Genomic DNA, 13,981 nt, shown 5'->3' on the forward strand with positions numbered 1-13,981 from the left:
GGTTGACACCGCAAACAACAACCTAGGCTCGGGTACGTGGATTACGGCCACCCGCTCCAGTTCGGGACCTTCATCACGCCCGTCAACGACCCGCCCGAGGCCGCGGTCGCCCGGGCGCAGCTCAGCGAGCAGCTCGGTTTCGACCTCGTCACGTTCCAGGACCACCCGTACCAGCCGGGGTTCCTCGACACCTGGACGCTGATGAGCTGGGTGGCCGCCCGGACGGAAAGCATCCACATCTCCGGGAACGTGCTCAACGTCCCGATGCGGCCCGCGCCCGTGCTGGCCCGCGCGGCGGCGAGCCTCGACCTGCTCAGCGGCGGCCGCCTCGCGCTCGGGCTCGGCGCCGGCGCGTTCTGGGACGCCATGGTCGCGATGGGCCTTCCGCGCCGCACGCCGGCCGAGTCCGTCGACCAGCTGTCCGAGGCGATCGACGTGATCCGGGAGGTCTGGCGCGCCGACGAGCGGGCGCAATTACGCTACGACGGCACGTATTACCAGCTCAAGGGGGCCAAGCGTGGCCCGGCGCCGGCCCACGAGGTGCCGATCTGGCTGGGCGCCTACAAGCCGCGGATGCTGCGCCTGGTCGGTGCCAAGGCCGATGGCTGGCTGCCCTCCCTCGGCTACCTGAAGCCGGGCGACCTGGCCCGGGGCAACAAGATCATCGACGAGGCGGCGACGGCGGCCGGGCGCGACCCGCGAGAGATCCGGCGGCTGCTCAACCTCGTCGGCGACCCCGCGAAGCCGGTGGCGCGGTGGGTCGACGAGATTCTCCGGTTGGTGCTCGAGGACGGCATCGGCACCCTGATCCTCGGCACCGACGACCCCGGCGAGCTCCAGCGCTTCGCCGAGGAGGTCATTCCGGCCGTGCGGGAACAGGCCGACCGGCCGGAGCAAGCCCCGGTCCGGGCGGCGGCCGCTCTGGCGCTGCGGCGGGACGGCATCGACTACGACGGGCTTCCGGCCTCGCTGAACTCGATCGAGCCCGGCGATTTCGGGTACGCGAAGGTCCGCTCGACCTACATGCGAGGCGGCTCGCCCGGCCTCGTCATCCAGCCGCGCGACGCCGCCCAGGTCGCCGAGGCCGTGCTGTTCGCCAAAGATCAAGAAGTTCCCTTGGCCGTACGCAGCGGCGGTCACGGCATCAGCGGCCGGTCCACGAACGACGGTGGCATCGTGATCGACCTTTCGGCGATGCGCGAGATCACCGTGCTCTCCGCGGAGGACCGGCTGGTGCGGGTCGAGGCCGGCGCTCGCTGGAAGGACGTGGCGGCCGCGCTCGCCCCGCACGGCTGGGCGCTGTCCAGCGGCGACTACGGCGGCGTCGGGGTCGGCGGGCTCGCCACCGCCGGCGGCATCGGCTGGCTGGCCCGGGAGCACGGGCTCACGATCGACCACCTGCGCGCGGCCGACCTGGTGCTCGCGTCCGGCGAGCGGATCCACGTCAGCGGCACCGAGCACCCCGACCTGTTCTGGGCCGTGCGCGGCGCCGGCGCGAACTTCGGCGTCGTCACCGCCTTCGAGTTCCAGGTCGACGAGGTCGGCGACGTGGGCTTCGGCCAGTTCGTCTACGACGCCTCGGACGCGGCCGGGCTGCTCGAGCGGTGGGGCGCCGCGATGGAGGCGGCCCCGCGCGACGTCACCACCAACCTGATCCTGGGACCGCCCCGCCGCGGTCAGGCGCTGGCCCAGGTGTACGGCGTCGTCGACTCGTCCACACCGGACATCATCATCGACCGGCTCACGCCGATCGCCGGGATCGCGCCGCTGCTCGATCAGCAGGTGCAGCTCGTGCCGTACGCGGGCGTGATGAACGTGCCGGACGCGCCGCACGACGGCCAGGGTGATCCGGTCGCGCGCTCCGGCCTGATCGACCATTTGACCCCGGCGTTCGCGGCCAAGGCGGCCGAGCTGATCGCCTCCGGCACCGTTTACTTCTTCCAGGTGCGCTCGGTCGGCGGCGCAGTGGCCGATGTGGCCGATGACCAGACGGCGTATTCGCACCGGTCGGCAAACTTCTCGGTGGTGGCATTCGGTGCATCGGCGTCGAGATTGGACGCGGCGTGGACCGAACTGACCCCATATTTCCGCGGACTGTATCTCTCGTTCGAGACCGACCAGCGTCCCGAGCGGATCGGAGAGGCGTGGCCACCTGCGACTTTGGCTCGTTTGCGGGCCCTGAAGAAGCGCTACGACGCCACGAACGTCTTCCGCGACAACTTCAATATCGACCCTTTGGGTGATTAGGACTCGCCCGGTCGCTCAGTCGACTACGGACAGTCACCGCTGATGGCCCGTTCGGCTCCGGATCGACGCCTCGAATTCACCCGTTAGACGGTACGGACGGGGGATACACAAGAAGCCGGCGCTCAGCGCCGGCTTCTCTGCTTCCCCTGCACCGCGGGCGGGCGGCTCGGGTCATCTATGGGTGGTGGTGGCTACCGGCCGTTTCGGCCAGGCCGCGCCGTTGCCGCAGCCACCGCAGGCGAGCTGCTCGCCGCAGGCCGGGCACCAGTCGTTCGACCGGCGGAGGTACCAGCCCAGGGCGACGCCGCCCAGCAGGCTAAGGAGACCGACGAAGGCCGCGACCGCCACCGCGCCGGTCATGCCGCCGAGCCTCGCACCGGGAGGCCCGTGGGGGTCATCCGGCGGCCCTGGCCGCGATCGCGCCGGTCAAGAGCCGGATCCTCGGACGAGCGGGCCGATACATAAGGAGCGGTGAACGTGTCGACGCCCGTCCCGCGGTGCTCGGTCGGCCGATAGGTCACGGTCACGGCCCGGGGCGAGGCCGCTTCGATCACGCCGGCGCGCCAGCCGTCGCGGTAGACCCAGACGCGGTCCGCGGGGTGGTAGCTGTCGGCGGGTGCCACATCGGCGGGGTCGCGCTGTGGCGGGGCGGTGGTCGGCGTGGATGACGAAGGCGGGGGTGCCGTGGACATCGAGATGACCCTCCCAGATCTCGGAGACTGGTCGTGAGGTGCGGCGGGGGCGCCATCCTCCGTACTTGTCGGCCGAGAAAGCCGAACTGTGCACACGCCTCAACTAACTGACGGGCCTGCCCTCAACACGGTCTGTCAGTAGGTGGTGCATGTGTGTCCGCTATCATCCTCGCCAACAAGTGCGTCCGCAAGGCCGGATGCACGTGCATCCGCAGCGGGCGAATGCCTCGAGCGTTACGCTCCGGAAGTACGCAGGTGCTGTTTCGTTGTGGACGATCTCCCCTTTAGGATGCGTAGGGACTGCGGCCGGCAGCCCAGGACAGCGATGACGAGGAGTCAAGTGAGCGCGGGTTCGCAGGAGGAGGCACCGGGCAGCGGCCCTACAGTGCTGCGCATCCTGCTCGGTGCCCAGCTCCGCCGTCTCCGGGAAACCAAGGCGATCACCCGGGAAGATGCCGGGTGGGAGATCCGTGCCTCGGGCTCGAAGATCAGCCGGATGGAGCTCGGCCGAGTCAGCTTCAAGGAACGCGACGTCGCCGACCTGCTGACGCTCTACGGTGTCGACAACAACGCCGAGCGCGAGGCCCTGCTCGTCCTGGCCCGCCAGGCGAACAACCCCGGTTGGTGGCAGCAGTTCAGCGACATCCTGCCCGGCTGGTTCCAGTCGTACCTGGGCCTCGAGGCGGCCGCGACGCTGATCCGTACCTATGAGATCCAGTTCGTGCCCGGCCTGCTCCAGACGCCCGACTACGCCCGTGCCGTGATCATGCTCGGCCACGCCGGCGTCACCCCGGAGGAAATGGACCGCCGCGTCGAGCTCCGTCGCCAGCGCCAGCAGGTCCTCGACCGGCCCGACGCGCCGCAGCTGTGGGCCGTCATCGACGAGGCCGTGCTGCGCCGCCCGATCGGCGGCGTCGACGTGATGAAGGCGCAGATCGAGGCCCTGATCGAGGCGGCCAAGAAGCCGAACGTGCGCCTTCAGATCATCCCGTTCAACGCGGGCGGCCACGCCGCGGCCGGCGGCCCGTTCGCGATCCTGCGCTTCCCCGAGCCCGAGCTGCCCGACGTGGTCTACGTCGAGCAGCTCACCAGCGCCATCTACCTCGACAAGCGCGAGGACGTCGATCAGTACGCGATGGCGATGGAGCGGGTCTGCATCGACGCCGAGGCGCCCAACCACACGCCCGAGATCCTCGGCAAGCTCCTGCACGAGGTCGGCCGCCTGGCCTGATCCGCCGGACCGAGCAGCGAAAAAGGGCCGCGTCGTCAGTGGACGATCGCGGCCCCTTTTATGCCTGGCGTTGCGGGAGGACGTCAGGGCGTCAGCCGAGCAGGTTGTCGAAGTCGCCGTCGCGGACGCCACCGAGGAAAGCCTCGATCTCGGCCGGGGTGTAGATCAGGGCCGGGCCCTCAGGGTCCCGCGAGTTGCGCACGGCGACGTCGCCGTTCGGCAGCAAGGCGCACTCGACGCAGTTGCCGCTGGGGTTGCTGCGCCGGCTCTTCTGCCAGGTGACACCGTCCAACTCGCCGGCGGGGATGCCGTTAACCGCGTGCGTCATGTGTAGCTCCCTTGATTCGGTCCGGTCGGGGATCGCCCGGACACAGGTGGTCTCTCGTGGCAACTGCCGCATCACGCGTAGTGCAAATGCACGTGCATTTGGCCTTGCGTACTCACGGGATTGTGAGCATGATAACGCACGTACACATCCTCATGGGGGTCACTTACGGTGACATCTTTGAGTGACTGGTCGGTCGCGGAAACGGCGTCTGCGGCCTCGACGCGAGGCTCCCTGGCGGGGGCGTCCGAGCGAGAGGTGACGTTTATGCCGATTCCCAACATCGGCCCGGAACATGCGGAACCGGGTGACCCCGATGGGATGGAAACCCCCCGGAGGGGAAACCCGCCGCTCGTCTTCCGAGACGAGCCACTGACCGACGAGGTGTCCTCCGCGACGGCCCGTGCCAGCGCGGTGACGCACCGATTCGGCGGTGTCAGATATGCCCTGACCCGCCACGACGTGACCGGGACCGCCGACGGGCGGCCGGGCGAGGAGGATGAGTCCGACGCGCGCGAGTGACCTCCTCCGCTGCACGCGGGGACGCCGGGCCGGCCACTTTCCCGGCCCGCCCGTCCCGGTGCCGCCCGCGATCGTCTATCGCGGTGGCCGCCTTCTGCCGCGCCGGCCGATCTGGCCCGCGCACGAGTTTGCGGCGGCGGACTATCGTCATGGAACGGGAACTGTTCGGTTACGCATCGTGCACGTCGACTGGAGCCGCGAGATCGTCCGTGAGGGCGTCACGTGGCTCCGGGCGGACGCGGTAGAGATCGATTCGGCCGGTCGCCATGCCGGCCGACGCACGCTTTTGATCCGCGCGGAGCGCCTTCCGGCGCCACTGGCACGGAAGAGACCGCGATTACGGGTGTGACGCCGTAACACCCACCGGCGCCCGCGAGGGCGCCCCCAACGCCGGTCGGGCGGTCCGGTTCCCCCGTGCCTGATCGCCCGGCCGGTCCATAGGCCGCCGAGCAACCCACGCCTGCTCGGTGGATTTGGGGGTACCGACCGGGGATCGCTAACCCAAGGGCGATCCTCGGTCCGCCTCCCGCCAGCCTTCCTCCTCATAGTGGGGGTCAGGGTTTCGCGTCCTGGCCCCCACCAAAAGAGAAATCAGGGCTTACGCGCGACGCCCGCCCAGTAGTACGCGGCCTCGGGGTTCTCGACCGCCTCATCGGGCCGCCACGCCGACACCGGCACCAGGCCCGGCTCCAGCAGCTCCCACTCGCCGAACAGGCGCTGCACCGCCTCGCGGTCGCGCGCCACCAGCGTCATGCCGGCGCCGATCGCCGCCTCGACCGCCTGGTTGACCTCGTCGGGCGCGAAGTCGGCGGTCGGGTGGGTGATCGCCAGGCAGCTGCCGGACGGCATCGCGTCGCGCAGCTCGGCCACGCGCGCCCACGGGTCGTCGGCGTCGGAGAGCAGCATGAGGATCGCGATCAGCGTGAGGCCGACCGGCTTCGTGAAGTCGAGCGTGTCCTTGAGGACCGGATCGTCCAAAATCGATCGGGTATCGCGGATGTCGGCCGAGATGTACTCGCTGCGCCCCTGCTCGGTGCTGATCATCAGCGCCCGGGCGTGCACCAGGACGATCGGGTCGTTGTCGACGTAGACCACGCGCGCGTCGGACGCGACGCTCTGGGCGATCTCGTGCAGGTTGGGTCGGGTCGGTATGCCGGTGCCGACGTCCAGGAACTGCGTGATGCCTTCCCGTTTGACCAGGTCACGGGCCGCGCGATGGACGAACTTGCGGTTCTCGCCGGCCATGTGGCGCATGCCCGGGATGGCCTGGATCATGGCCTCGCCGACGGCCCGGTCGACCGCGAAGTTGTCCTTGCCGCCCAGCCAGTAGTCGTAGATGCGGGCCGAGTGGGGCACGTTGATGTTGACGCCGGGCGGCGCGACCTCGTTGCCCTGCTCCACGACCCGGCCTCCTCGCCCGACCCGGAGGTCGACGTTCGTCAGTGTCGTAAAGGGTAGCGGCTCGGCGTGGGAGCGCTCTCGTGGACGTGGTTACGGAGCGCTATAGCCGGTCAGGCGGCCGAGACGCGGCCCCGAAGTGACCGCGCGTAGACCACCCGGTCGCGTCCGCCGTGCTTGGCGGCGTAAAGATGGCGGTCCGCAATGGACAAAAGTGCTGGTTGGGTGGGTTTCGCGACATCGGGAACGCCGGCGACCCCGATGCTCACGGTAACCGGCAAGCCCCCGGTGAGCGTTTCCCAGCCAAACCCTCTGACGGTACGCCGGATGTCGTCCATCAGTGAGACCGCCTGCCCGACCGGGGTCTCGGGCAGCACCATCAGGAATTCCTCGCCCCCGAGCCGGCAGACGAAACCGTCCGGCACCGCCGCCGCCAGCCCGGCCTCCAGGATCTTGGCCGCCTGCACCAGGACCCGGTCGCCGATGTCGTGCGAGAGCTGGTCGTTGATCCGCTTGAAATGGTCGAGGTCGACGATCGCCACGGTCAGCGCCGGGTCCGACTCGATGAGCCCCGGCAGCTGCTCGTTCAGGAACCGCCGGTTGCGCAGCCCGGTCAGCGGGTCGCGCCGCGCCTGCTCGCGGAACCGCTCGGCCTCCTGCCGCGCCTCCTCGGTCTCGAACATCGCCTGACGCGTACGCGCCTGAGCCTCCCGCTGCAGCGAGTGCTGCCGGGTGTAGGCCGCGAAGAACTCCTTGTGGGCCGCGAACGCCTCGGCGAACTCGCCCCGGGCCGCGTACAGCTCGGACTGCTCCTGGTGCACGCGCACGAGCACGTGACCGAGCTCCCGGTCGACGCAGAGGCGGTGCGACTCGTCGAGGCTGTGCTGCGCCCGGTCGTACGCCCCGAGGCCGCGCTGCGCCCGCGCGAGCGTGAGCAGGTACTCCGGCAGTGCGTCGGCGTCGTCATGGCTGCCGGAGCTGTGCTGGTCGATGCAGGTGAGCAGGGTGTGCTCGGCCTCGGCGTGCTGCCCGTTCTCGATCTGGATGGCGCCGACCGTGTCGAGCAGCGAGGCGTCGAGGCGGAACCCGAACGTGCGGGCGTGCTCCTGCAACCGGCCGGCGACCTGCTGGGCCCGCTCGTGGTTGCCGGCGGCCATCTCCGCGTACGCGAAGTTGTTGAGCAGCACCAGCAGCAGGTCGGGCCGGCCGAGCCGGGTCGCGAGCTCGGCCGCCTGCTGATACCGCAGGCGGGCGGCGTCGATCGAGCCGTTGAGGCTGAGCGCGTCGGCGAGCTTGACCCGATGCCAGATGCGCATGTGATCGGTCGCCGTCTCGTCGAGCAGCTCGACGCTGAGCACCGAGTGCTCGAGGCACTGGGCGGCGTCCCCGAGAAGCCGGTGGATGTTGGCCCAGACGAGGTGGGTGCGGGCCGTGAGCTGCCGCGCGTCGTGCTCGACGGCCCACTGGTGCACCTTCCAGATGCGCCGGGCCGCGCCGGCCAGATCGCCGGAGCGCATGTGCAGGTTGGCCTGGCTGAGGCGGGCGCGGGCCACCAGCAGCTCGTCACCGAGCGCCTTGGCCTCCCGCTCGAGCCACTGGGCGCGCTCGAGCATGGCGTCGGCATCCCAGTTGATCTCGTCTTCGAGCTCGAGAAGGGCAGCAGCTAACCCCGAACCGTCGACCGCGTCGCCGTCCAACCGTTCACCCCTCCCCAACAGCGTTCCGTCTTCAAAGGCTAGCTCTGGGTAAGCGCAAGATCTCCGGCTCGGCCGGGTGATCCATCTCGCCCTTCGAAACCCTCAGGTAACACAAAGCGGCGCTCCCGTGTCGGGAGCGCCGCCTTTGGGGTGAATCAGCGGGCCAGGGCCTCGGCCGGAATCGGGGCCGCGTCCTCGGCCGCGGGGGTCTCGTCCGCGGCCTTGGCCAGGTCGACGGTCGAGCGGAGCGCGGTGGGCTTCATCAGCAGCGCCGCGATCACGCCGACCACCGCGATCACCGCGGAGATCAGGAAGATGTGCCCGGTGGCGTCGCCGTAGGCGACCCGGACCAGGTGCTGGATCGCGTCCGGCAGTGCCGACAGGTTGAGCGTGCTCGACGACGCCGCGCTGCTCGACGAGGCGGGCCCGCCGGCCGCCGCCAGCTCGTGGGTCAGGTTGTCGGTGACCCGGTGGGCCAGCACCGCGCCGAGGACCGAGACGCCGATCGTGCCGCCCAGCGAGCGGAAGAACGCCACCGTCGAGCTCGCCGCGCCGATGTCCTTGAGGGACACCGTGTTCTGCACCGAGAGCACCAGGTTCTGCATCGACATGCCGACACCGATGCCGACCAGGGCCATGGCCGCGCCGACGTACCAGAGGGACGTGTCGTGGTCGAGCATCGAGAGCCCGGCGAAGCCGCCGACCAAAATCAAAGTTCCGGCGACGATGTACGGCTTGATCCGCCCGGTCTTGCTGATCAGCCGCCCGGAGATCGTCGACGAGACGAGCACGCCGGCCATCATCGGAATGGTCAGCAGGCCGGCCTGGGTCGGGCTGTACCCGCGACCGATCTGGAAGTACTGGCCGAGGAAGACCGCGCCGCCGAACATGGCCATGCCGACCGCGAGGCTGGCGACGATCGCCAGGGCCGTGCCGCGCTGCTTGACGATGTGCAGCGGGACGACCGGCTCGGCCACCCGGGTCTCGACCCAGACCGCCGCGGCCAGGATCGCCAGCCCGCCGCCGACCATGGCGAACGTCGGCCAGGAGATCCAGGCGAACGAGCTGTCCACGAACGACACCCAGACGAGCAGGACGCTGACGCCGGCCGCGATCAGCGAGGCGCCCACGTAGTCGACCTTGACGTTCTCCCGGCGGATGACCGCGAGGTTCAGCGTCTTCTGCAGCACGACCAGCGCGATGACGGCGATCGGCGCGCCGATGAAGAAGCACCAGCGCCAGCCGAGCCAGGCGGTGTCCACGATCAGGCCGCCGAGCAGCGGGCCGCCGACGGTCGCGACGGCCATCACGCCGCCGAGGTAGCCGTTGTACCGGCCGCGCTCCCGCGGCGGGATCATCGCGGCGATCGCGACCTGGACCAGCGCCTGCACGCCGCCCATGCCGAGGCCCTGGAACGCGCGGGCGGCGATCAGCTGCGGCGCCGACTGGCTGAAGCCGGCCACGATCGAGCCGAGCACGAACACCACGATCGCGATCTGGACCAGCAGTTTCTTGCTGTAGAGATCGGCGAGCTTGCCCCAGATCGGGGTGGAGGCGGTCGCGGTGAGGAGGCTGGCGGTGACGACCCACGTGTACTGGGTCTGGCTGCCGTCGAGCGAGCCGATGATCTTCGGCAGCGCGGTGGAGACGATGGTCGAGCTGGCCATCGCCACGAAGAGCACCAGCAGGAGGCCGGAGAGAGCCTCCATGATCTGGCGGTGGGTCATGGGTTTCGCGCTCATCGCGCAGCCTCCAGAAGGTCGTGGGTGAAGCGGTGCAGCAGGGTCGAGAAGGTCCGCAGCTCGTCGGGGGTCCAGTCGCGCAGCGCGTCGGCGAGGCCGCGGTCGTAGCGGTCGAGCACCTGGTCGTAGGCGGCCCGGCCGGCGTCGGTGGCGGTCAGCACGCAGGCCCGGCCGTCGGTGGGATCGGCCGCCCGCTCGACGAGCCCGTCCCGAACCAGGGCGGCGACCGCGCGGCTGATCGTGGACGGGTCGAGCGCGCTTTCCGCGGCCAGCTGTTTCACGTGGGAGCCGCGGCCGGCGGTGATGGTGGCGAGAACGCCGAGAGCGCAGGCCGGGACCACCGTGTCGCGCGGGGCAGTGCGCTGCTTGAACAGGCGCACGGCCTTGAGGGCGTCGCGGAGGTGGGACAGCAACTCCCGATGGCGCTCGTGCATGAGGACCTCCTCGGGTGGTTGCTACATACAACGATCGGCCAACGCTTCTCATTGCGCAATCTTTCTCATTGAGAAGCAAGTCACACGCCGGTACGCTTCATTCATGAGCACGACGGCGGAGCCGGGGCTGCGAGAGCGTAAGAAGGCCGCGACCCGGCAGGCCCTGCACGCTGCGGCGGTGCAGCTGGCGACCGAACACGGCCTCGATCGCATCACCGTGGAGGCGATCGCCGACGAGGCCGGCGTCTCCCGGCGTACGTTCTCGAACTACTTCGGGAGCAAAGAGGAAGCGCTGATGTACGGCGACTTCCAGCGCGTCCGGAGCCTGATCTCGTGGGTGCGGGCCCGGCCCGCCGACGAGTCGCCCTGGTCGGCGCTCACCGCGGCGGCCGCCGCCTTCAACCGGGAGCTGGGCGACCTCGACCCGCAGACGGTGGCTCAGGGCCGCCTGCTGCGAACCCATCCGACGCTGATCGCCGCCCAGGTCCAGACGTTCGCCGCGGTCGAGCGCGAGCTCGCCGCCGAGGTCTCGGCCCGGATGGCCGGGGACGACCCGCGCGGGGTGCGGGCCCGGATGACGGCCGCGACGTTCCTCGTCGCGCTGCGCGTCTCCCTCAACATGTGGATCGACGCCCCGGCCGGCACGCCGCTGTGGGACATCGTCGAAGAGGCGCTGGCCAATGCCGGCCGCGGCTTCGCCTAACGAAAACGCGCGACTCCGGGTGGGGGCCCGGAGCCGCGCGCTTCCTACTTTTTGGGGATGAGAGTAAAGCTCTAGCCGGTGAAGCCGGCGAAGATCTTGCTGAACTCGAGCGGCGTCTGGGTCACGTTGGTGCACTGGAAGAGCGCGCCGCTGCAGGCGTTCTTGTCGCGGTTCAGCTCCCAGAACGAGACGAACCCGATGTGGTTGGCGTTGGCGAAGGCGACCAGATCCTTGGCGTCGCTCTGCAGGAACTTGCCCTGGTCGTCGTTCACCCCCAGCATCGGGGTCACGCCCACCATCTTGAAGGCGGCCGCGTCGCTGTTGCCGTACAGCGACTTGATCTGGTCCTTGGTGCTCTTGACCGCCTGGATCGCGAGGTCGCCGTAGTCCTGGCCGGAACGGCCGTAGTCCATCGCCATGATGTTGACGAGGTCGAGGTTCACGCCGGCGTCCTTGGCCGCCTTGACCACGTTGACGCCGTCCTGGGTGAGGCCCTCGGGCAGCACCGGCAGGGTCAGCGAGATCTTGAGGCCCGGGTTGGCCTTCTGAAGCGCGGCGAGCGCGGTCGAGCGTCGGGCGATGGTGGTCGGGTCGGCCACCGCGGCGCCCTCGATGTCGAGGTCGATGTACTTCAGGTTGTACGCCGAGACGACCGCCTGGTACTCGGCCTGGAGTGCGGAGACGCTGGTGCAGGCCTGCGCGAGCTCGATGCCGGTGGCGCCGCCGAACGACACCTTCACGTCGCCGCCGGCCGCGCGGACCGCCGCGATCTGGTCGGCGAACTGCTTCTGCCGCGGGTCGAAGGCGTTGAACCAGCTCGCCTTGCAGCCGACGCTGGTCACGAAGGCCAGGCTGAAGGACTTGACGTTCCCGCCGCTGCCGAGCTGGGCGAGCGTGGTCGAGCCGTTCGAGAGCAGACCCATGTCCACGTACGGGGCGACCAGCACGCTGCCACCGCCCGGGTTGGAGGTGGGCGGGTTGGTGGTCGGCGCCGTGGTCGGGGCCTTCGTGGTGGGCGCCGTGGTCGGGGCCTTGGTGGTGGGCGCCGTGGTCGGGGTCGTCGTCGGCTTGGTCGTCGCCGGAGTCGTCGGGGCGGTCGTCGTGGTCCCGCCGCCGGCGCAGGAGGCCCCGTTGATCGTGCAGCTCGTCGGCGCGCCGCTACCGGCCACGACGAAGCCGAACTCGGCGGTGGCGCCGGCCGGGATCGTGGTGGCCCAGCTCGGGTTCTTCGCGGTCGAGGTCGCGGCTGAGGTGGTGACCGTGGCGTCCCAGAAGCTGCCCAGCTTCGCGCTCGACGGCAGCGCGAAGACGACCTGCCAGCCGTTCACGGTCGCGCCGGTGTCGTTCTTGATGGTGTAGCGCGCCTGGTAGCCCGAACCCCAATCGCTGTCCTTGCTGAAGGTGGCGGTGAGGACGCCCGCCGCCTTGGTGGTCGGGGTGGTGGCCGCGAGGGCCGCGCCGACTCCACCGCCGACGGCGAGGACGGCCGCCGAGGCGTAGATGGCGATACGCAGACGGCTGCGTTGCATGGGATGACTCCGATCGCAGGAGATGACGACGGGAGTCGATTCTGGCGAGCGGACCGTTTAAACGACCTTGACCAGACCTTAAAGATCCTTAAATGCGGTTGGCCAGGCCGTCGAGCAGCAGCATCAGCTGACGTTTCCAGGCGTTCGGATCGGGGGACCGCTGCACCACGCCGGCGTTGGCGCGCATCAGAATGCCGATGTCCTGCCGGGTGAAGTCGGCGCGCAGCACGCCGGCCTCCTGGGCCCGCTCGATCACCTCGGTGGCCCCGCGCTGGGCCGCCGCCCGCAGCGACGCGAGCCGGTCGTCGTCGTCGAAGCTCGTCGAGACCAGCAGCTCGGACAGCCCGCGGTCGGTGGCCTGGAGCTCGAAGATGCGGGTGAGGTAGCCGACGAACGCCGCCCACGGATCGGGCTCGTGCAGGGCGAGCTGGGCCAGCTCGACGTACTCGGACATCTGGCCGGCGAAGACCTCGGCGATCAGATCGCGGCGGGTCGGGAAGCGCCGGTAGAGGGTGGCGTTGCCGACGCCGGCCCGGCGCGCGATCTCGTCGAGCGAGGCGTCCAGCCCGTGCTCACCGAAGATCTGCCGGGCCGCCGCGACCAGCGCGACCCGGTTCCGCTCCGCATCCGCGCGCAGACGATTGGGCATGGGTGACAGGGTACGACGACGACCGGGGATGCCTCCCCGGTTGGTGCTAGGTTGCGCTCATGCAGACCCAGACCACCGAAGTCCAGGTACCGGCCGCCGACGGCGAGGCGGAGGCGTACCTGGTGAAGCCCGAGGGCGACGGGCCGTTTCCCGCCGTGCTCATGTTCATGGACGCGTTCGGGCTGCGTCCCCGGCTGGCCGAGATGGCCCAGCGGATCGCCGAGCGCGGCTACGTCGTGCTCGTGCCGAATCTCCTCTACCGCAGCGCGCAGGGCCCGCTGGTGACCGCCGAGGAGCTGACCGACCCGGAGAAGCGGGGCGCCGCCTTCGGCCGGCTCATGCCGATGATGCAGGCTCTCACCCCGCCGCGGATGGCGGCCGACAGCGCCGCATACCTCGACTACCTCGCGTCTCAGCCGGGCGTGGCGGCCGGACCGGCGGCGGCGGTCGGCTACTGCATGGGCGGGCGCAACGCGCTGGTCGCGATGGAGGCGCACCCCGACCGGATCAAGGTGCTGGGCAGCTTCCACGCCGGCGGCATCGTCACCGACCAGCCGGACAGCCCGCACCTCGCGGTCGGCAACGTCACCGGCGAGGTGTACTTCGGCCACGCCGACAACGACCGGTCGATGGGGGCCGAGCAGATCAAGGCGTTCGAGGCGGCGCTCGACGAGGCCGGCGTCACCTACACCTCCGAGGTGTACGAGGGCGCGCCGCACGGCTTCACGATGAGCGACACCGCCTCGTTCCACCCCGAGGGCGAGCGGCGGCACTGGGAGAAGCTGTTCGCCTTGCTCGACCGCGCCTTCTAG

General features: G+C 70.0%; 14 protein-coding genes. 5 read left to right on the plus strand and 9 right to left on the minus strand.

Going from position 1 to position 13,981, the window contains the following annotated elements; all coding sequences use genetic code 11:
- Window positions 1-36 precede the first annotated feature (36 nt).
- Window positions 37-2,247, plus strand: coding sequence for an LLM class flavin-dependent oxidoreductase (locus ACZ6TB_RS25350; protein ID WP_465557642.1), 2,211 nt, complete (start codon window positions 37-39; stop codon window positions 2,245-2,247).
- 171 nt (window positions 2,248-2,418) lie between these two features.
- Here the strand turns inward: ACZ6TB_RS25350 and ACZ6TB_RS25355 are convergent, their stop codons facing one another.
- Both ACZ6TB_RS25355 and ACZ6TB_RS25360 read right to left on the minus strand, forming a co-directional pair.
- Window positions 2,419-2,607 carry a hypothetical protein gene (locus ACZ6TB_RS25355; RefSeq protein ID WP_465557644.1) on the minus strand — a complete coding sequence of 63 codons (189 nt, stop codon included), beginning with the start codon at window positions 2,605-2,607 and terminating at the stop codon, window positions 2,419-2,421.
- Complete coding sequence (locus ACZ6TB_RS25360) at window positions 2,604-2,939, minus strand: hypothetical protein (protein ID WP_465557645.1); 336 nt, start codon at window positions 2,937-2,939, stop codon at window positions 2,604-2,606. The genes ACZ6TB_RS25355 and ACZ6TB_RS25360 overlap by 4 nt, the downstream gene beginning before the upstream one ends.
- Before the next feature lie 325 nt (window positions 2,940-3,264).
- Between ACZ6TB_RS25360 and ACZ6TB_RS25365 the strand changes: the two genes are divergently transcribed.
- Window positions 3,265-4,170, plus strand: a complete 906-nt coding sequence (locus tag ACZ6TB_RS25365) for a helix-turn-helix domain-containing protein (RefSeq protein WP_465557647.1) — start codon at window positions 3,265-3,267, stop codon at window positions 4,168-4,170.
- A gap of 91 nt (window positions 4,171-4,261) precedes the next feature.
- On the opposite strand, the gene ACZ6TB_RS25370 is transcribed toward ACZ6TB_RS25365, so the two are convergent.
- A complete protein-coding gene (locus tag ACZ6TB_RS25370) occupies window positions 4,262-4,498 on the minus strand; it encodes a DUF397 domain-containing protein (protein WP_433299085.1) in 237 nt (78 codons plus the stop codon).
- Between the two features lie 264 nt (window positions 4,499-4,762).
- On the opposite strand from ACZ6TB_RS25370, the gene ACZ6TB_RS25375 reads away from it, so the two are divergent.
- Window positions 4,763-5,017 carry a hypothetical protein gene (locus ACZ6TB_RS25375; RefSeq protein WP_465557649.1) on the plus strand — a complete coding sequence of 85 codons (255 nt, stop codon included), beginning with the start codon at window positions 4,763-4,765 and terminating at the stop codon, window positions 5,015-5,017.
- A 591-nt stretch (window positions 5,018-5,608) separates the two neighbouring features.
- Here ACZ6TB_RS25375 and ACZ6TB_RS25380 read toward each other — a convergent pair.
- From ACZ6TB_RS25380 to ACZ6TB_RS25395, 4 genes are all read right to left on the minus strand, one after another.
- Complete coding sequence (locus ACZ6TB_RS25380) at window positions 5,609-6,418, minus strand: SAM-dependent methyltransferase (RefSeq protein WP_465557651.1); 810 nt, start codon at window positions 6,416-6,418, stop codon at window positions 5,609-5,611.
- A 110-nt stretch (window positions 6,419-6,528) separates the two neighbouring features.
- A complete protein-coding gene (locus ACZ6TB_RS25385) occupies window positions 6,529-8,112 on the minus strand; it encodes a tetratricopeptide repeat-containing diguanylate cyclase (protein WP_465557653.1) in 1,584 nt (527 codons plus the stop codon).
- A 155-nt stretch (window positions 8,113-8,267) separates the two neighbouring features.
- Complete coding sequence (locus tag ACZ6TB_RS25390; protein ID WP_465557655.1) at window positions 8,268-9,854, minus strand: MDR family MFS transporter; 1,587 nt, start codon at window positions 9,852-9,854, stop codon at window positions 8,268-8,270.
- Window positions 9,851-10,288 (minus strand): MarR family winged helix-turn-helix transcriptional regulator, encoded by a 438-nt coding sequence (locus ACZ6TB_RS25395; RefSeq protein ID WP_465557656.1) that lies wholly within the window; start codon window positions 10,286-10,288, stop codon window positions 9,851-9,853. Before ACZ6TB_RS25395 ends, ACZ6TB_RS25390 begins: the two co-directional genes overlap by 4 nt.
- A 103-nt stretch (window positions 10,289-10,391) precedes the next feature.
- Here ACZ6TB_RS25395 and ACZ6TB_RS25400 point away from each other — a divergent pair, with 103 nt between their 5' ends.
- Window positions 10,392-10,991 carry a TetR/AcrR family transcriptional regulator gene (locus ACZ6TB_RS25400; protein ID WP_465557658.1) on the plus strand — a complete coding sequence of 200 codons (600 nt, stop codon included), beginning with the start codon at window positions 10,392-10,394 and terminating at the stop codon, window positions 10,989-10,991.
- 71 nt (window positions 10,992-11,062) lie between these two features.
- Here the strand turns inward: ACZ6TB_RS25400 and ACZ6TB_RS25405 are convergent, their stop codons facing one another.
- Entirely contained in the window at window positions 11,063-12,520 is a 1,458-nt protein-coding gene (locus ACZ6TB_RS25405; RefSeq protein ID WP_465557660.1) for a cellulose binding domain-containing protein, read from the minus strand.
- A gap of 88 nt (window positions 12,521-12,608) precedes the next feature.
- Window positions 12,609-13,169 carry a TetR/AcrR family transcriptional regulator gene (locus tag ACZ6TB_RS25410; RefSeq protein ID WP_465557662.1) on the minus strand — a complete coding sequence of 187 codons (561 nt, stop codon included), beginning with the start codon at window positions 13,167-13,169 and terminating at the stop codon, window positions 12,609-12,611.
- A 59-nt stretch (window positions 13,170-13,228) separates the two neighbouring features.
- On the opposite strand from ACZ6TB_RS25410, the gene ACZ6TB_RS25415 reads away from it, so the two are divergent.
- Window positions 13,229-13,981, plus strand: coding sequence for a dienelactone hydrolase family protein (locus ACZ6TB_RS25415; protein WP_465557664.1), 753 nt, complete (start codon window positions 13,229-13,231; stop codon window positions 13,979-13,981).

Source organism: Actinoplanes sp. NPDC051537 (assembly GCF_055586105.1).

Excerpts from the sequence above, each read along its gene's own strand:
- ACZ6TB_RS25355 (WP_465557644.1), bottom strand. The coding sequence starts at position 2,607 with ATGACCGGCGCGGTGGCGGTCGCGGCCTTCGTCGGTCTCCTTAGCCTG.
- ACZ6TB_RS25360 (WP_465557645.1), bottom strand. The coding sequence starts at position 2,939 with ATGTCCACGGCACCCCCGCCTTCGTCATCCACGCCGACCACCGCCCCG.
- ACZ6TB_RS25365 (WP_465557647.1), top strand. The coding sequence starts at position 3,265 with ATGACGAGGAGTCAAGTGAGCGCGGGTTCGCAGGAGGAGGCACCGGGC.
- ACZ6TB_RS25370 (WP_433299085.1), bottom strand. The coding sequence starts at position 4,498 with ATGACGCACGCGGTTAACGGCATCCCCGCCGGCGAGTTGGACGGTGTC.
- ACZ6TB_RS25375 (WP_465557649.1), top strand. The coding sequence starts at position 4,763 with ATGCCGATTCCCAACATCGGCCCGGAACATGCGGAACCGGGTGACCCC.
- ACZ6TB_RS25390 (WP_465557655.1), bottom strand. The coding sequence starts at position 9,854 with ATGAGCGCGAAACCCATGACCCACCGCCAGATCATGGAGGCTCTCTCC.
- ACZ6TB_RS25395 (WP_465557656.1), bottom strand. The coding sequence starts at position 10,288 with ATGCACGAGCGCCATCGGGAGTTGCTGTCCCACCTCCGCGACGCCCTC.
- ACZ6TB_RS25400 (WP_465557658.1), top strand. The coding sequence starts at position 10,392 with ATGAGCACGACGGCGGAGCCGGGGCTGCGAGAGCGTAAGAAGGCCGCG.
- ACZ6TB_RS25405 (WP_465557660.1), bottom strand. The coding sequence starts at position 12,520 with ATGCAACGCAGCCGTCTGCGTATCGCCATCTACGCCTCGGCGGCCGTC.
- ACZ6TB_RS25410 (WP_465557662.1), bottom strand. The coding sequence starts at position 13,169 with ATGCCCAATCGTCTGCGCGCGGATGCGGAGCGGAACCGGGTCGCGCTG.
- ACZ6TB_RS25415 (WP_465557664.1), top strand. The coding sequence starts at position 13,229 with ATGCAGACCCAGACCACCGAAGTCCAGGTACCGGCCGCCGACGGCGAG.